This is a genomic window from Wolbachia endosymbiont (group B) of Melanostoma mellinum (assembly GCF_947251465.1).
Classification (GTDB): domain Bacteria; phylum Pseudomonadota; class Alphaproteobacteria; order Rickettsiales; family Anaplasmataceae; genus Wolbachia.
Genome location: NZ_OX366366.1, coordinates 459,257 through 477,383, shown reverse-complemented (window position 1 = coordinate 477,383; position 18,127 = coordinate 459,257). Strand labels below are relative to the sequence as shown.

Sequence of the window (18,127 nt, the reverse complement as noted above, 5' to 3'; positions counted from 1 at the left end):
TTTATATTTAAAATTTAGTGTTAGATAATTCTTCAAGTGAGTTTGTAATCTCTTCAGTTAGCGCCATATGAATCTTTTCAGTGTCACTCAGTGATGCAAGTAGTGCTGAAACTCTATTTGGAATATTAAGCAGATTATTACGTACAACTCTTGCTACATTAAATGCTTCAGTTTTTACCTCTTCAATTGACACAAATTTGCCTACTTCAGCTTTCACTTTAGCTTCCAAAAGTTTACCACGCTCCGTTTCATTTTTTATTCGCGTTTTAAGCAACATCGTGGAAAGTTTTTCTCCGCTTTCTGAATAGTTTTTTCTTCTCAGTGGTTGACTTGGATCTCTGATTGTTTCTATAGCCCTGTTTGCTTGTTCTCGGTCAATGAGTCCATCCTCCAACTCAACTATTCCTTTTTTTACTAAATAACAGACATATTGCTTTGATACTCCTATCTCTCTTGCCCATTCTGTTTGCGTTATCTTTTCCACTCTTTTTGCTCCTTTTTACGAATTTTCTTCTTGAATTTCTGCAAAAGTTTTGCCAGTACCAGAAAGAATTGCCTCCCTACCTGTGTATATTTGCCAACGTTTTATGGTTACATCTACAAATTTTGAATCTAGCTCTATTGTTCTGCAAATTCTTCCTGTTCTCTCACATGCAATTAGTGTGCTGCCAGAACCACTAAATGGATCAAGTACTATGTCTCCTGATCTGCTGCTGTTTACTATTGCTTTTTCCATTAGCTCTACTGGCTTCATTGTTGGGTGCAGTGAGTTATGTATTGGCTTATCATAAAACCACAGATCACTTTGATTTCTACCGCCATGCCACTCACGTTTATTGCCGCTTTTCCATCCATAAAGCATTGCTTCGTATTGTCTTTGATAATCTGATCTTCCTAGCGTAAAGTGATTCTTCGCCCAAATGATAAAAGTTGACCATTTTCCTCCCGCTTCCTCAAATGCTTTTTGCAACGTTGAAAACTCTGATGATGATGCACAGATGTAAATTGCACCTTTAGTATATGCTAAAATATGAGTACAAATATCATAGAGAAAAAGCTCATACTTTTCACCTTGATTATCGTTTAGTATCTTTTTATCCTCTCTTTCTTGACTGCTACCATAATCAACGTTATATGGAGGATCACAAACAGTAATGTCTGCCATTTTATCATCTAACAGCGCTTTATATGATTCCACTACAGAGCTATCACCACAATAGATTCGATGATCACCTAAAATCCATAGATCACCTGGTTTTGTTATTTCTACCCTTTTTTCATCACCAACCAAGTCAGAAAAATCTTCTTTTTCACTATCTAAATCATCAAGGAAATGTTGAACTTTTTCTAATTCAAATCCTGTCATTTTAAGGTCAAACTGCAAATCTTCTAATTCTTGAATTTCCACCTTCAAAAGATCATCGTCCCACTTTGCCCAATTAGCTGATTGATTTGCCAGTAATCGAAAAGCTTTGGTTTGTGGTTCATTTAAATTATCACTTAAAACCACAGGAATACTTTCTATACCAAGTTTTCTTGCTGCTTTAAGTCTTAAATGACCATCAACCACAGTACCATCGCTTTTTGCAACTATTGGTATACGAAAGCCAAATTCCCTGATTGAAGCACACATTCTATTTACTACGTCATCATTTTTACGAGGATTACGCTCATATTCAACTAGGTTTCGAGTAGGATAGTAGTGGATTGCTAAATTCATATCTTAATAATTAAAAAGTTAATATTCAAAATATCTCTGACGCTAAAGAAGGCCTGGGGTCTGACCCACCAAACCCTCCAATATGGCCGAAAGGACCCACTTTTTATGAGCTTATTAATATCTTTCCATAACATAGAACATCAAAGCTAAAGCATCTGCTTGATTATCATCTCTAGGTGAAAAACCTTTTTCACGTATCGCTTCAATAACTTCACTCTTACTTGCATTGCCTTTGCCTGTTACAAAGCGTTTTATAGTTTTAACATTAACACCTTTGTATGGCACATGATGTTCTTCACACCAAGCAGACAACACTGCAAGAAAACCGCCATAGCAATGGGCTGCATCAGTTCCTAAATGTCTTCTTACTTCCTCAAAATACACTGCAGAAATGTCTTTCAAAGAATTGAGCCAATTACGAAAATTCAAGAAGCACATGCCACCTCCGCTAAAACGGCTACCATGAAAACTTTTGCTTCCACTTTCAATTACTCCGTTGTGAAGAATAGACCATCCTGTTTGTTTGCCGAGATCTAGTGTTAGGATTGACATTTGCTATTATTTAAAAAATTACAAGTAGCACTTACTCCAAAATATCGTCTGGTTTCTGCAAAATACACTAGAAATTCATAGGTTTTTGTAGGCCAACAACGAGAATTATGTGCTACTGCAGAAAGTTGTTTTCTTATTATATATATTCACCAAAATTACGAAAACTGTTCAATTTTTTTTTATTTGCAAAGTACAAAAATCGTATTAGACTTATATACAGGTTTGTTCTATAGTAGTAAGGTTATTGACAATGCCATTTAATTAAGTTTTAAAGGGTGTTATATGCGTTCTTTGGTGAAGTGCTGTGTATGTATACCCATAGAATCACATCTAGCTTTAAAACGAAGTTTTTATCTCATCTAAAAAAATATAAATTCTCAAGCTTACCAAATTTCCTTTCTACTAAATGTTTGTTAGTGGTAGGATTGACATTTTCTTTGTACTTAAAGCGCATCTACCTCGTTCAAACAATGCCCTTCTATTATATATATACCGGATTTCTTACTACTTTTTCCGGAAATTTTTCAAAAAAGTTTAAATAAATTTCAAAATTGTCAAAATTAGCTAATTAAATTCATTAAAATAGTTGTTATAATAATAAGAGTTCTTTATATTTTAACTTTAAATAGAGATAAGCAAAAGAATTGAGAAAGGAAGGAGAAGAAACCTGCTAGAATATCTTTACAAGGACAGGTAGCTTCCTATTGCTTTAACTACAAACAACTCTATAAATAGCATTTAAACTCATTTAAAGGGTAGTGCTTTTTTGTCCCCTCCCTTTTTTTCTATCTTTTTAAGTAGCTCTTAATTTCTATGAACACCAACAGCACTCCTACCACGTGAAAAAAATCTTTGCAATAAATAAAAGATATGATAGAATTAAACGTGTATTTTTGCTAAGAAGAGATTTATTGTGGTAGGAGATACTTAGTAATACCATTTATTTCAATTCTAAGCTATGTTACAAGCGTTCTTTGACTAAAGGGTAATATTCTCCTTCATCTAAGTCATGAGTAGCTTTAAAAACGCGGTTAAAACGACTTTTATATTTCGGTTAAAAATTAAAATGGACGGTATATTAGCCTTTTTGAAAACCATTTCAGTTGAGCACCAGGTTAAAACTTATTACAGTTCATGTTTTTTTGCTTAACTTGTTATTTGAAAGTTAAAAAAGTAAACATTTAAGCACGTTAATAATATTTAGGTAGGTATTATGAAAGGTACATATCCTATATGTTCTATTATTATATATTATATATATTATATATAAGGTTTTACCTGAAACTGTGATACACTCAAAAATCCGCTATAATCCTAGCTTTTAAAGCAATTAAGAAGTTTTTTTGAATTTCAAACTTAAATTACTCTTAATCCTTTAATATAGCCGGGTTTTTTCCTTTTAGGAGATTTCATTTCCCAATCTAAAATGGCTAAAACTGCCAAAAATCTATGTAATCTCGAATCTAAAGCGCTTAATTCACAAATAATTATTATGAATAACTTTACTAATACAGCGTTTTTGTGGCTACTTCTTATAGACGGAAAGTCTCTCCCCTGAGTATATTGTAAACACGTTAAGCTCTATTAAAGTTTAATAGAAAAATCGTAATGAAAAAAATTTTAGAGCAATTCATATTTCGGACTGCATTTCTAGTATATATCGTTTAGAAAAGAAGTCATTTAGTGGAGTATGAAAGCGGAGTTGTGCAAAATTTTTTTAAAAAGTGAACAGTTTTTGTAATTTTAGTGAACATATATAGTAAGGAAATAGTGTAAGTTTAAAGTTAGATATTTTTATAATAAGGAGTAACCGTGTTTTGGAAAAGTTTTCCTCACTTACGGAAAGATCGATAAGAGATCCGGTATACTATAGTAAATGGTACAGAAATATAAGCATCTATTGGGTTATACTAATAAGTAAACTTAGTTTATGCAGTAAGCAACTGTTATCAAATTTCTACCATATAGGTATATTTACTTAAGCTTCAAAATGCAAATCATTTGGCAAATCTACCAAATAACCAAATGAACCTACAAAGAGAAATGCACGAAAATCAATACTTTAAAAGAATTTCAAATGGCAAATAAGATTTCATTTGGCAAAATTACCAATTGGCTCAAAGCTGCGTATATGGGGAGGTTTAGCCAAAATGTTAAATGGTAAATTTCCTTATATATAATATATATTACATATTAGTAGTATGTAATATATCAATGTGACAAAATAGAAGCATTATGACTTTATGATTATTTTATAAGAAGTTGACATAGTAAGAAGAATGCTGTAGAATAGGCGTAGAGGTTTATCTCTTAATTAAAAAGAGCTTCAATACCCTCACATTTCATAAACCTATTGAATAGTTTTATTAGCCAATTAATGAAAAACTTTCTTAATACGCTTTTCACTTAGGCGTAAAACATATGCTAAGAGAACCCCCACCATAGCTTTTCCTCAACAACAACGAGTAAGACCCCCATCAAAACAGCCTTACTCAAAAACCTTTCAAACACTTAACTTTAAAATGAGATTTAACTTATGATACAAGATTTTTTAACTGACGTCAAAGAAAAAAATACTTTAAATTATGATTTTAACAATACTGTCTCACATTTAGAACCATTAGAGCAATTTGATGTAGAAGAAATAAAAAGACAACTATTATTAAACATAAGATCATGCCTTTCTTATTTATTTCCAAGAGGAACTTTTCATGGTGACAAATTTCAGATAGGTGATGTACAAGGTAATAAAGGCAAAAGCCTCAAAGTTGAATTAGCGTATGGAAAGGTCGGATTATGGATTGATTTTGCAACTGGGGACGGTGGTGACATTATTGATCTTTGGGCAGCTGCACATGGGAAAAACGCTAAAATAGAATTTGTTGAAGTAATTTCTTCGATAAGTGAATGGATAGGATGTAACAAGCGACCTACTAAAGAGCAAAAGAGAATAACTCAATGGGACTATCTCGATCAGGATAATCAGTTGATTGCCAGCAAATATCGTTATGATACTGCTTCAGGAAAAAGTTATCAACCATTTGATGCTAAAAAATCTACCTTTACTGCACCTGAGATCAGGCCTCTGTATAACATTCCAGGCATCACTAAATCTGATAGAGTGATATTGGTAGAAGGGGAAAAATGTGCTGAGCTACTCATAGAACAAGGGATCACTGCAACAACAGCAATGTTTGGAGCAAAAGCACCTATTGAGAAAACTGATTGGACTCCACTTAAAGGTAAACACATTATTATATGGCCAGATAACGATGATCCTGGAAAAGATTATGCTCAAGAAGCCGCAAAAAAGCTTTCTGGTTTTGGAGTTGCATCACTTTCTATTCTCAAGATTCCTCAAGATAAGCCAAAATCTTGGGATGCTGCAGATAGTGTGCTAGAAGGAATGAACGTTGAAGAATTTATCCTTAACAACAAAAGCCCTTATTCTTCAAGAAAGTCAAAAAGAATTGATACTACAGTTTGGACCAATATCCCTCCAGAAAGAAAGTGGGTTATTAAGGATTGGCTCCCTTTAGGAAGTGTTACAGCTCTTTATGGTGATGGTGGTGTTGGAAAATCTCTCCTTGCTCAACAATTAATGACAGCCGCTGCTTTTGGTAAACCTTGGCTTGGAATAGATCTGGAAAAAATAAAGACATACGGTGTGTTCTGTGAAGATGATGAAGAAGAACTTTGGCGTCGGCAATGCGCAATAAATGAATTTTATCAATCAGGTATGGAATCTTCTGATTTTCAGGATAATGTTGGCTTATGGTCACGAGCAGGGCACAATAATCAACTTATGGTTTTTAATAACAAAGATACTGGTCAATTAACTACTTACTTTCAAGAGTTACTTGAGGATATTAAATCGTTTCAGCCGAAGCTTGTGGTATTAGATACAGCAGCAGACCTATTTGGAGGAAATGAAAACGACCGTTCTCATGTGAGACAATTTATTCAAGGTTGTTGTGGTCGAATAGCTCAAGAAATAAAAGGAGCTGTTTTATTACTTGCCCATCCTTCTGATGCGGGAATAATACGTAAAACTGGTACAGGTGGTTCAACAGCATGGAATAATACAGTAAGGTCTCGTTGGTATTTGACTAGACCAGATAAAGCCAATGCTTCTCCTGATGAGAGAATTTTATCGCGCAAAAAATCTAACTATTCGCAGTGCAATAACGGGCAAATGACACTTTACTGGAAAAATGGGGCATTTGTACATGACAATTCAGTTTTAAATTCAGAACCAATAATCAGAGATCAATATAGCAAAAAGTTGGATTTAGAACGGATGAGAAAACATGAGGTTATCTTGAGTTTAATTCGCAGTAGCGCATATCAAGGTAATATTTATACTGCTGGACAATTTGCAAAGCGTTTTGAAGGAGAAGAAGGGCTTGGCAGTGAGCGTAATATTAGAGAAAGAATAAATAATCTTGCAACTCTTGGACAGATTAAATTCTTTCGTAATGCTGCAGGATATGGAACCAATTCTAAATATGGATTTCTTTGTGTGCAGGATATGGAATTTAAAGTTTCAGTAGGAGATAAAGTAGAGCACAAGTTAATAAAGCCAACACATTACTATCTACAAGCAAATGGTGCGGTCTTGCCTATTAAAGATTTAGATGTTTTGTGGTAATTTTTCAAAAAGTTTCTGAAAATAGCAATTACTTTTTTGTTTACAAACAGCCTATGTTTTCACTTATTCAAATTTTCAGAATGTTCAGAACATTTAAGAGGGGTAAGTGAGTTTTCTAAAAAACTTTCATACAAAATTTTCTTTACAATGAATAAAAATGACGATAAAATCATGCACAGGTTTATTTTATACTAATAGAATTAACAAAAGTACCTTTTATTCAAATTTTAAAGGGCATTACAGACGCTAAAGAGGTACAATCGTGTGTGTTTTGGGCAAACTAGCTTTAAAACTTAATTACAGGCTTTTTGGTGAATTAAGCAGTAGTTACCTTATTTCAAACAGAGTGGTCTAAGAGGTTTCATCAATAAAAACCATACTTGAAAGTAGCACACACTCAATTATAACTATGGGGCGTCTCTTTCTAAAATTTTACTTAAGAATTACTACAGATGCTAATTTAACGAGTTTTGTCTGTTCGATGGTAGTTATCTTCTAGAAAATTACAGTGGACTTTACATCTTACTAATTATAAATTAACTTACTACCTAATCAATTCCTGGGTCATGTATGAGTAACATTTTGATAATATTAGCAGCAGGAAAGAGCAGTAGAATGAATTCTGAATATTCAAAAGCATTGCACCAAGTGGGAAATCTTACTCTTTTAGAACATATAATTTCTAATGCAAAATCGCTGAGTCTAAAAAGCTTATCAATTGTTGTTAACAACTCCCTTCTAAAAGATTTAGAAAACTTTGATACCCTAAAAAGTATAATCGATCAATACAATATAAAACTAATACTTCAAGAAGATATTACAGGTACTGGCACTGCAGTTAAAATTGCTCTAGAAAATCTGGAGGAGTTATCTGATCAAGACATAGTTTTAATACAGTATGGAGACACTCCCTTTATATCTAGTGATACAGTTATGAAAATGACTGATTGTTTAAAGTATAATAATTTAGTTCTTCTTGGATTCAATAGTCAAGATGAACAATATGGAAGATTAGTAATTGATAATTACGGAAATGTTCAAAAAATCCTAAAAAATGGAGATAAAATGCTTCTTGCAAACTCTGGAATAATAGTTTCATATGCTAAAGATCTTTTTACCTTAGTAAAAGAAATAAAATTTAATAATTCGACCAATGAATATTGTCTTAATGATATAGTACCCATTGCAGCAAACAATAACTTGAGTGTAGGTTATGTAGTTTCTGATGAAAGAGAAGCAATGGGAGTAAATAATAAAGAGGATTTGATTAAAGCCGAACACTATTTTCAAAAAAAAAGGCAGCCAACTTTTCTTTCATAACTACATTTTTTTATTCATTAATTTAAGTTGACATTTATTTTATACTTGTTTTATAATACCTTTTAATTCTTACTTGTAAGATAATTGGTACGACAAATTTTCCTAGTTGTAGTGAGAGGGTATACATGGGGATATTAATAACAGGTGCTGCAGGTTTGATAGGGTCAACCTTGGTGAAAAAGTTAGAAAACCAAGGCCATGAAGTAATAAGCTGCGATATTAGGTTTCGCGATAATCGACTCAGTTTTTTTTCAGAAGATATAGTACCACTACTTGCTCAGTGTACAGGAATCATTCATCTGGCTGCAATTTCTAGAGTTATACATGGTGAACTTTATCCTACACTGTGTCAAAAAATTAATGTTGATGGTACAATGCGGTTTTTAGGGTTATGTAAGTCACTTCCAAATAAACCGTGGTTTATATATGCAAGTAGTAGGGAAGTTTATGGAGAGCAGAAGGAACTGCCAGTTACAGAATCTGCTAGTATCGATCCAATAAATAATTATGCCAAAGGTAAAGCATTTATTGAGGAACAAATAACAAGTTCAAAAGATTTTAATGTAGCAATATTACGCTTTTCAAATGTATACGGTGGTTTACTAGATCATAACAGTAGAGTAATTCCTGCACTCTGTATTAATGCATTAAGAGGTGATCCAATTAAAATAGAAGGTAAAGAATGTGTTTTTGATTTTACCTACTTAGATGATGTTATAGAGGGTATATGCTTAACTGTTAAATATTTACAAAGTGAAAAATCTTCTCTTCCTGCTATTCATCTTACTACTAATAGCCCATGTACTTTAGAAAACTTAGCAAAAACAATATTAAAAGTCACGAAAAGTGATTCTAGAATTGATTTTTATCCTCCAAGAAATTTTGACGTAACTAAGTTCCATGGTGATTTTACTAGAGCTAAAGAGCTACTTGGTTGGTCTCCAAAGTATTCATTAGAAATAGGATTAAGTAAATTTATAAAAAGTCTGCAAAACAATACAAAAGAATATCCTAACAATATAGATATGGTAATATATGAAAATATTAAAAGTTATTCATGGTTACCCTCCTTATTATAGTGCTGGTTCAGAGGTTTATAGCCAAACTCTTGCTCATGAACTAGCAAATAACAATGAGGTACAAGTATTTACCAGGTATGAAAATAGCTTTTTACCTGATTTTTATTACACTACAGTCCTAGATCGTAGTGATTCCCGGATTTTACTGCATTTAATTAATATACCTACAGCTAAATATCGTTATAAATTTATCAATGAAGAAGTAAATATAAAATTTAAAAGAATAATAGATAACTTTCAGCCAGATCTTATACATTTTGGTCATCTTAATCATCTATCAATTACTTTACCAGAAATTGCTTTTAAAGAAAATATACCTACAATTTTTACGCTACATGACTTTTGGTTAATGTGTCCAAGAGGAAGGTTTATTCAACGTAATTCTGAAGATTTATTACAGCTTTGTGATGGACAAAAGGATCAAAAATGTGCAACCCAATGTTACAAGGGATATTTTACAGGAGATGAAGAATTCCTGAATTCAGACATAAATTATTGGGAACAATGGGTTGCAACTAGAATGAAGCACACAAGGAAAATAATAGACTATATAGATTACTTTATTTCCCCATCGAAATTCTTGATGGATAAATTTACTCAGGATTTTAATGTTCCGATAAACAAAATTTCTTATCTTGATTATGGTTTTGATCTCAATCGTCTTAAGAATAGAAATAGAGCACAAGAAAAAGAGTTTATTTTCGGTTATATTGGTACTCATACTTCCGAGAAAGGTGTTGATCTATTATTGAAAGCTTTTTCTCACTTATCATCTAAAGCAAAACTTAGAATTTGGGGAGCAGAAAGAGAAGAAACTAACGCTTTAAAAGCGATTACCGATCAATTTTTACCTATTGTTAAAGAAAGAATAGAATGGATGGGAAGTTATGATAACAAGAATATAGTTACTGACGTATTTAATAAAGTTGATGCAATAGTCGTTCCTTCAATTTGGGGTGAAAATTCACCGTTAGTAATACATGAAGCACAGCAACTTAGAATACCAGTTATAACAGCCGATTATGGTGGCATGGCAGAATATGTAAGAGATGGACTGTTGTTTAAGCACAGAGATGCAAGTAGTTTATCAGAAAAAATGCAAATCCTATCTACAGATCAGGAGTTATATAGTAAACTTACCCAAAAAGGCTATCCTTACACTAAAAATGGAAATATACCTTCTATAAGTGAGCATACTGAGAAACTTAACAAGGTTTACCGTAATGCTATTGAAAAGAAAGGCAAATCAGTAGCTATGAAACCCGGTCCTTGGAGAATTACTTTTGATACTAATCCAGATTACTGTAATTTTGCTTGTATAATGTGCGAATGTTTTTCACCATACAGCAAAGTTAAAGAAGAAAAGAAAGCTAAAGGAATAAAACCTAAGATACTGTCGATAGAAACTATCAGAAAAGTAATTAAGGAAGCAGCTGGCACACCTTTAAGGGAAATCATTCCTTCTACTATGGGTGAGCCTTTAATGTATAAAAGCTTTGATGAAATAATCAATTTGTGCCATGAGTTCGACCTGAAGCTTAACCTCACGACCAATGGTTCTTTTCCTATTAAAGGAGCTAGAAAATGGGCTGAACTACTGGTACCAATTTTATCTGATGTTAAGATTTCCTGGAATGGGGCAACTAAAGAAACTCATGAAAGAATCATGAAAGGTTCAAAATGGGAAGTAGTGACAGAAAATTTAAAAACTTTCCTTGAAGTTAGAGATAAATACTTTAGCGATACAGGTGAAAGGTGTACCGTTACTTTACAATTAACATTTTTGGAAAGTAATTTACATGAACTCTATGACATAGTTAAGATGGCCATAAAAAATGGCATAGATAGAGTTAAAGGACATCATCTTTGGGCACATTTTGAGGAAATTAAGGATCTATCTATGAGAAGAGATGAGTTAGCAATTAGTAGATGGAATACAGAGGTGAGAAGGTTATATGAGCTTAGAGATAATATGCTATTACCAAATGGTAAAAAGATAAAATTAGAAAATTTTACAATTCTTTCTCAAGAAGGTATTAAGGATTTGGCTCCAGGTGGTCAATGCCCATTTTTAGGTAAAGAAGCATGGATAAACAATGAAGGAAAGTTTAGTCCTTGCTGTGCTCCAGATGAACTCCGTAAGACATTAGGAAATTTTGGTAATGTTAATGAGGTTAAACTCGAGGAAATATGGCAGAGTAGTGAGTACCTAAGCTTACAAAAGAATTATTTAAATTACAAATTATGCAAAACATGCAACATGAGAAAACCTTTGATCAATTAATCAAAGATAATCTTAGATCTATTAAAATTTCACCGTGTGAGAGCTTTCACGAATTACTAGGAAATCCTTTGTATGAAAATAGGTTTATAAAGGTTGGTAAATTTCATGAGCCCGGTCTTGCACCGGTTTATGATCAGACAGGTGCTTATCATATCAATGTAAGAGGAGAAGCAGTTTATCATAATAGATTTCTAAAAACTTTTGGATTCTACTTTAATAGAGCAGCTGTAGAGGATGATACAGGGTGTTACCATATTGATTCATCTGGATGTAGAGTATACAAACAGTCTTATCAATGGATTGGAAATTATCAGGAAGATGCTTGTGTAGTTAGAAGACATGATAAATGTTTTCATATTAATTTAAATGGCAACAGGATTTATCAGGAGGAATATGATTATGTTGGAGATTTTAAGGATGGTATCGCTGTAGTCTATAAGGATGGTAAAGCTACACATATTAATCATCATGGAAAGTTAGTACATAATAAATGGTATAAAAAACTTAATGTTTTTCATAAAGGGTATTCTATTGCAGAAGATCAACATGGTTGGTTTCATATAGATATTAATGGTGATCCTGTTTACCAGCAGAGATTTAAAATGGTAGAAGCATTCTATAATGGGATGGCAAAAGTTGAAACTTTTGAAGGTGTGTTAGGACAAATCGATATTACCGGAAATGTAAAGTTTAGTATTTTTGATTTAGGTAAAGAATCTCAAGTGCATAGGATTTCTGCAGAACTTTCAGCCTTTTGGAAAACTTACCTAACAAGCGTTGCTATTGAACTTGATTTGTTAAATATTTTACCTGCAACTGTGCCGTTTTTATCTAAAAAGTTAAACATTATCGTACCAAATCTAGAAAGGCTGTTAAGGGCGTTGTGGGAAATAGGGTTTATTGATTATGATAAGGACGAGGACTTATGGAAACTATCATCAAAAGGTAAGTGTTTTAAGGAAATACCATTTTTGCCAAAAGCAGCAACAATGTGGGCAAGAGTTGCCGCTGAAAAGAATTGGTTAAATATTGCCGATATACTAAAACAGAAGTCAATCTCTTCATTTGAATCTTTTAAGGAAAGAGAATCATCAGAAGATAAGAAAATAGCGTTTTACCAAGCATTGCTAGGATATTCTAGGTTTGATACTAAAGAGTTTAATTCTAGGATCAATATAGATGGTGCTAAGAATATATTGCTATTTGGTGTACACTCCTTATTTCTTGCTTATTCTGATATACACAATAAAGGTTCTATAGGCCTATATAACGAACATAAAGTACCAAGACAGTTAGTAGAAAATTTAAAAGTCAAACTTATAACTCAGGAAGAACTATCAGCTACAAATTATGAATTAGGTGTCTTTTGCCGCTTTCTACAGCATTATGATGATGATAAAGTATTATCTTATTTAAAATTGGTCAAAGGAATATCTCGTATTTTATTGATAGAAACTATTTTAGATTACCGCTCTCCAGCTGGAGGCTCTGTAGATATTAATGTAATGGTTGAAACAGGAGGTAAACTAAGAACATTAAGCGATTGGGACAAAATATTAAAACAAGTAAAAGGATTCAAAATTTTTGCTGTTGTGCCTTTAACAGATTACTTATCAGTCATTGATGTCAGGTGTTAATCATATGGAAATACTACAAAAAAATGGTTTTTTTATTATCAAAAATCTGGTTCCTTTAGAACTAATAACTCAGTCTTTAAGTGATATAACAAATAAAATATCAAAGCTATCCCAAGAACTAAGTGTTTCAACTTCTGACTACTTAAACTGTACCGGCAGATGGGGCACGTCATCTCAAGTAACTAGAATTATCTCTCAAGCATTGAATAAAATTATTAAAAATTACCTTGAAAAGTCACTTCAGTGTCAGATACTGCAGAAAAAATCAAATGTTATATGTAAAACTGCTGATTTAATAGATGCAGTTCCCTTTCATCAAGATATCTCCTATAGTTTCGATGATCCTTACCACTTTTCTGTTTGGTTAGCTTTGAATAATGTAAGTGAAACTTCAGGTGCACTGCAAATTATAGAAAACAGTCATAAATGGGAAATACAGCCTTTAGTTGATTTTTGGTACCCATATTTTTTTGATCAGTACTCAAATAACCGGGAAAATTACAAAATTAAGTCACTACCTATTTCAGCAGGAGATGCGATAGTTTTTGATTCACGGTTATGGCATGGTAGTGATAAGAATACAGATGCTAAAGATAGATTTGCTTATGTAACAAGGTGGATTGTAAAAGATCAAGATCTTCCCTATGTTCCAAAACCTCAGCCTTCAGTTTTTGGTATACTCAATTGTGGTGAGTTAACAAAATCTATACTGAGAGAATGCTTGTCATTGTTTGGCTACCAGGAAAGTATAAAAGCAAAAAACATGGAAGAACTTATCAAGAGCTGGTTAGCCTTTATTACAGACACAACTACAAATATTTCTGAGATCGACACTACTGAGGCTAAGCGAGATTTATATAAGCTGCTTATTCTAAATAAAGCATCAGCACTACATGATGCTGGAGACATCTCAGGGAAAATATACAAAAATTTATGGTTTTCACTACTTGTATTTCTCAATAAAAAAGTCAACGTAGTGGAGCTAGCATTATAAATGAACAGAAGTAGAGTTGATAGCTTCAAATGTGTATTGATGTTCATCTTGAATATAGCATCTAAATTCAAACTTAATGTACTTATAATGTCTTTAGTTGCCATGGTGGTAGCTGTTGATTTGTCTTTTAGAAAGTATTTAGTAAAAAATATTCTAGATACAGCTGTAAAATATCATGAAGGTAACGTAATTGAAAATCTTTTATTACCTGTAAGCGCTTATCTTGGTATGGCATTACTTATCACTACTGCTTTTAGATTCTATGGCTATTTTGTTGACATTCAAATGTTTACCTTAATGCGTCAAAAGGTAGCTGATATATCTTTTTGTAGGCTACTCCAACAAGACCATTCCTATTATCAGAACAATTTATCTGGAAGCTTAGTACATAAGGTCAGTAGCTTAATGGATAGTGTGATAGAGTTAATAAGATTGCTTATAGATTGTTTTTTCGGTTACAGTATAGCATTAGTCTTAGCTATTTATACCTTATCATTAGTAAACATAAAGTTTGCAATCGCTACATTCACTTGGGTAAGCATTTTTATTTTAGTCTCGATTTTCAGCTTTCGTGTGCTTACTGAATTAGCTGATAATTACTCTAAACAAAATTCACAGGTAATAGCTAGTATAGCAGATAGTATTTTAAATGTTATATCAGTAAGGTTATTTTCTCAGCAAGCACATGAGAGAGACAAATTTTTTCAAATATGCAAGAAAAGAACTATTGCAGAGAGAAAATTACAATGGGCATACTTTTGGCTTTGGTTTATATACGGCTATTCATTTGATATACTCCAAGCAGTAAACTTGTATTTTTTAATTCATGATTATCAATTGAACAAAATCGCAATAGGAGATATTGTTCTTGTACTTGGAATTAATATATCGATTATAGAGTTTCTTAACCATCTAACTAGGAATCTTACCCAATTTTCTACTCATTTCGGCAAAGTTTCAGATGCATTGCCAATCTTGACTACCGTACCAGAAATTCAAGATAAGGAAAATGCTAAAGAATTAAATTTATTAAGTGGAAGAATAACGTTTAACAATGTTTCTTTTTCTTATGAAGGTCAGGAGCCATTATTTCAAGATTTCTCAGTTACCATTAATCCTTGCGAAAAGGTAGGTCTAGTTGGTTATTCTGGAGGTGGTAAATCTACTTTTATAAACTTAATTCTAAGGCTATTTGATGTTAAAAAAGGTAATATACAGATTGATAATCAAATAGTATCAGAAGTTACACAGAGTTCTTTGAGGCAACAAATATCTGTAATACCTCAAGACCCATTGTTATTTCATGATACTATTTTAGCAAACATCATATATGGTAAACTTCAATCTACTATCGAAGAAATAATGAGAGCTGCAAAGCTGGCTGGTATTCACGATTTCATTATGACTCTACCAGATCAATATGGAACTACAGTTGGAGAAAAAGGCATCAAGCTATCTGGAGGAGAAAGACAAAGAATAATAATAGCAAGGGCATTTTTAAAAAACGCTCCAATATTATTTCTCGATGAACCAACTAGTCAGTTAGATTCTATAACAGAAAAAACAATTCAAATGAGTTTATTCAAATTGATGAAAAATAAAACTACAATTACTATAGCACACCGTATTTCTACACTTTTACACATGGACCGAATTATAGTATTTAACAAAGGAAAAATTGTCCAAGATGGTAAACACGCTGAACTAGTTTCTAAACACGGTCTTTATAAAGAACTTTGGAATGCTCAAATTGGTTGTTTGAATGGCAAAAAAGAAGATGGAAAAAATTATTGATCTGAGAAGCGACACTACAACTCTGCAGAGCTCCAACGTTATACATGCAATAAGTGATGCAACTGTTGGAGATTTTGCTTATGGTGAAGACAAAAGCTGTAATGACTTATCAGAATATTGCAAACAATTATTCAAAGTAGAAGAAGCATTATTTGTAACCAGCGGTATGCTTGCAAATAGATTAGCCATTGCCAGTCAAACAAGTCCTGGTGATGAACTAATAACTCATTATAATTATCACGTTAATTTTTTCGATAGCGCAGGCAATGCAAAAGTAAATAATATCGTATTTAATTGTATTAGAAATAATAGCGGAATCTTAGATGTTGATGAAGTAGAATATGCTATTAATTCTAAGCCGAGGTATAAAATTTTTGCTCAGGTGAGTCTTGTTTCTATAGAAAATAGTATAAATGGGTTTAATGGTAAAATTTATCCTTTTGAAAAACAAGTCGAGTTATATCACTTTTTAAAAGCTCACAATGTAAATCTTCATTTAGACGGTGCAAGAATATTTAATGCTCATATCGAAACAAATATTGCTTTAGCAGATTATGCTAAATATGTGGATACAATGAGCTTTTCTTTTACTAAAGGACTTGGCGCTCCTTTTGGTTCAATGCTTATGGGTAAAAGAGAGATAATTGAAAGGGCTAAAAAGCTACAGGTTTGGCTAGGTAGTGGTTATCATCAGATAGGGTATTGTGCTAATGCAGCAAAATACGTACTACAGAATAATATCTCTAGGCTTAAAGAAGATAATAAGCTCGCTAAATTGTTTGCAGATAAGATTAAAGAAATTCCACACATAAAACTGGTACTACCTTATCCAGAAACTAATATAGTAAGCTTTAGTATAAAAGCACTAAATGTAACTAATGAGGTTTTCTTGAGTAAGTGCCAAGCTTATGGTTTATTGCTTTTTCCTTGGCTCGAGTCTCATATAAGAGCAGTTACCCATCTTGGCACAAAGGAAACAGACATCATGAAAGCTGCTGAAATTATAAAGGAAGTTGTGTTAAATTTAATATGAGAATAAAAATAGATTTCTTTAGCGATTCAAACACTGACCCTTCAGCTAAAATGAGGGAAGCGATGGCTAAAGCAAAAGTTGGAAACGAAGCTGCATGTGAAGATCCAACTGTGAACGAATTAGTGGCAACCGCATGTAAAATATTAGGTAAACCTTCAGGAATCTTTTTGATTTCAGGAACGATGTCCAATGTAATTGCTTATAAAGTACACATTCAAAGACCTGGTGATTACTTGCTGCTTGATGAAACTTCACATCCGCTCATAGTACAATCTGGCTTGATCGCAGCCCAGGCACATGCCACTCCTTTGCCCATCAAAGGTACGAGAGGAATATTTACTGGAAAACAAATTGTTGAGTTTATTACTCGTCCTAGTTTAAGAAATATTCCGAGAGTTGGGCTTGTTTCTATCGAACAAACGACAAATTTTGGTGGTGGAGCTGTGTGGCCTTTAGAATATATTCAAGAGATCTCAAGTCTCTGCAAAGAGAATGACGTATTCACTCATTTAGATGGAGCAAGACTGTTCAACGCTTGTGCTCATACTAAAATATCTCCAAAAGAGTATGCAAGTTATTTTGATTCGGTATTCATTGATTTTAGTAAAGGATTAGGTGCTCCAATGGGCGCAATATTGCTTGGAAGTGAAGAGTTTATTGAAAAAGCTTGGTACTATAAGTTTCAAATTGGCGGAGGTATGCACCAAGCTGGCATTATTTCAGCTGCATGTTTATATGCTTTACATAATAATATAAATTGTTTAGAGGAAGATCATAAAAAGATGCAGCACCTTATAGAAGGCCTAGACTCCATAGATCAAGTTATAATTGATATCGACCTATACAAAACTAATATAGCGTATTTTTCATTACGTACTAATTGTATATCTACTCAAGAATTAATAAACGTACTAGTTACAAATTATGGAATTAGAATGGCTAACATAAGAGGTAAAATCAGAGCTATAACACATAGAGATATAAGCTATGAAGATATTAATACTACTGTATCTGCTATAAGAAAGATACTAAGTAAGTAATTTTCTGCACTAATTGTTTGCAA

12 protein-coding genes are annotated in these 18,127 nt (G+C 32.7%); 9 read left to right on the top strand and 3 right to left on the bottom strand.

Going from position 1 to position 18,127, the window contains the following annotated elements; all coding sequences use genetic code 11:
• Window positions 1–7 precede the first annotated feature (7 nt).
• From OPR42_RS02020 to OPR42_RS02010, 3 genes are all read right to left on the bottom strand, one after another.
• Window positions 8–484: a hypothetical protein gene (locus tag OPR42_RS02020; protein WP_265041660.1), complete on the bottom strand. Its 477-nt coding sequence runs from the start codon at window positions 482–484 to the stop codon at window positions 8–10.
• Window positions 485–499: 15 nt separating this feature from the next.
• Window positions 500–1,720: a DNA modification methylase gene (locus OPR42_RS02015; protein WP_265041659.1), complete on the bottom strand. Its 1,221-nt coding sequence runs from the start codon at window positions 1,718–1,720 to the stop codon at window positions 500–502.
• A 114-nt stretch (window positions 1,721–1,834) separates the two neighbouring features.
• A complete protein-coding gene (locus tag OPR42_RS02010) occupies window positions 1,835–2,272 on the bottom strand; it encodes a crossover junction endodeoxyribonuclease RuvC (RefSeq protein ID WP_265041658.1) in 438 nt (145 codons plus the stop codon).
• A 2,536-nt stretch (window positions 2,273–4,808) separates the two neighbouring features.
• On the opposite strand from OPR42_RS02010, the gene OPR42_RS02005 reads away from it, so the two are divergent.
• The 9 genes from OPR42_RS02005 to OPR42_RS01965 all read left to right on the top strand — a co-directional run bounded on the left by OPR42_RS02005 (window position 4,809) and on the right by OPR42_RS01965 (window position 18,104).
• Window positions 4,809–6,923 carry an AAA family ATPase gene (locus OPR42_RS02005; RefSeq protein ID WP_264375765.1) on the top strand — a complete coding sequence of 705 codons (2,115 nt, stop codon included), beginning with the start codon at window positions 4,809–4,811 and terminating at the stop codon, window positions 6,921–6,923.
• 570 nt (window positions 6,924–7,493) lie between these two features.
• Entirely contained in the window at window positions 7,494–8,243 is a 750-nt protein-coding gene (locus tag OPR42_RS02000) for an NTP transferase domain-containing protein (RefSeq protein ID WP_264375764.1), read from the top strand.
• Between the two features lie 125 nt (window positions 8,244–8,368).
• Entirely contained in the window at window positions 8,369–9,322 is a 954-nt protein-coding gene (locus OPR42_RS01995; RefSeq protein ID WP_264375763.1) for an NAD-dependent epimerase/dehydratase family protein, read from the top strand.
• Window positions 9,279–11,606, top strand: a complete 2,328-nt coding sequence (locus tag OPR42_RS01990) for a glycosyltransferase (protein ID WP_264375762.1) — start codon at window positions 9,279–9,281, stop codon at window positions 11,604–11,606. Before OPR42_RS01995 ends, OPR42_RS01990 begins: the two co-directional genes overlap by 44 nt.
• The gene (locus OPR42_RS01985) at window positions 11,567–13,243 is read left to right on the top strand and encodes a WG repeat-containing protein (protein WP_264375761.1); all 1,677 of its coding nucleotides are present in this window, start codon (window positions 11,567–11,569) and stop codon (window positions 13,241–13,243) included. Before OPR42_RS01990 ends, OPR42_RS01985 begins: the two co-directional genes overlap by 40 nt.
• A 4-nt stretch (window positions 13,244–13,247) precedes the next feature.
• Complete coding sequence (locus OPR42_RS01980) at window positions 13,248–14,237, top strand: phytanoyl-CoA dioxygenase family protein (protein ID WP_264375760.1); 990 nt, start codon at window positions 13,248–13,250, stop codon at window positions 14,235–14,237.
• Window positions 14,238–16,031, top strand: coding sequence for an ABC transporter ATP-binding protein (locus OPR42_RS01975; RefSeq protein WP_264375759.1), 1,794 nt, complete (start codon window positions 14,238–14,240; stop codon window positions 16,029–16,031).
• Window positions 16,015–17,064 (top strand): threonine aldolase family protein, encoded by a 1,050-nt coding sequence (locus OPR42_RS01970; protein ID WP_264375841.1) that lies wholly within the window; start codon window positions 16,015–16,017, stop codon window positions 17,062–17,064. Before OPR42_RS01975 ends, OPR42_RS01970 begins: the two co-directional genes overlap by 17 nt.
• The gene (locus tag OPR42_RS01965; protein WP_265041656.1) at window positions 17,061–18,104 is read left to right on the top strand and encodes a threonine aldolase family protein; all 1,044 of its coding nucleotides are present in this window, start codon (window positions 17,061–17,063) and stop codon (window positions 18,102–18,104) included. The genes OPR42_RS01970 and OPR42_RS01965 overlap by 4 nt, the downstream gene beginning before the upstream one ends.
• The last annotated feature ends 23 nt before the right edge of the window (window positions 18,105–18,127 follow it).

What these genes read in the sequence shown, in the direction of transcription:
- OPR42_RS01990 (WP_264375762.1), top strand. Translation starts at nt 9,279, where the DNA reads ATGAAAATATTAAAAGTTATTCATGGTTACCCTCCTTATTATAGTGCT.
- OPR42_RS02005 (WP_264375765.1), top strand. Translation starts at nt 4,809, where the DNA reads ATGATACAAGATTTTTTAACTGACGTCAAAGAAAAAAATACTTTAAAT.
- OPR42_RS02010 (WP_265041658.1), bottom strand. Translation starts at nt 2,272, where the DNA reads ATGTCAATCCTAACACTAGATCTCGGCAAACAAACAGGATGGTCTATT.
- OPR42_RS01980 (WP_264375760.1), top strand. Translation starts at nt 13,248, where the DNA reads ATGGAAATACTACAAAAAAATGGTTTTTTTATTATCAAAAATCTGGTT.
- OPR42_RS02000 (WP_264375764.1), top strand. Translation starts at nt 7,494, where the DNA reads ATGAGTAACATTTTGATAATATTAGCAGCAGGAAAGAGCAGTAGAATG.
- OPR42_RS01965 (WP_265041656.1), top strand. Translation starts at nt 17,061, where the DNA reads ATGAGAATAAAAATAGATTTCTTTAGCGATTCAAACACTGACCCTTCA.
- OPR42_RS01970 (WP_264375841.1), top strand. Translation starts at nt 16,015, where the DNA reads ATGGAAAAAATTATTGATCTGAGAAGCGACACTACAACTCTGCAGAGC.
- OPR42_RS01985 (WP_264375761.1), top strand. Translation starts at nt 11,567, where the DNA reads ATGCAAAACATGCAACATGAGAAAACCTTTGATCAATTAATCAAAGAT.
- OPR42_RS01995 (WP_264375763.1), top strand. Translation starts at nt 8,369, where the DNA reads ATGGGGATATTAATAACAGGTGCTGCAGGTTTGATAGGGTCAACCTTG.
- OPR42_RS02015 (WP_265041659.1), bottom strand. Translation starts at nt 1,720, where the DNA reads ATGAATTTAGCAATCCACTACTATCCTACTCGAAACCTAGTTGAATAT.
- OPR42_RS01975 (WP_264375759.1), top strand. Translation starts at nt 14,238, where the DNA reads ATGAACAGAAGTAGAGTTGATAGCTTCAAATGTGTATTGATGTTCATC.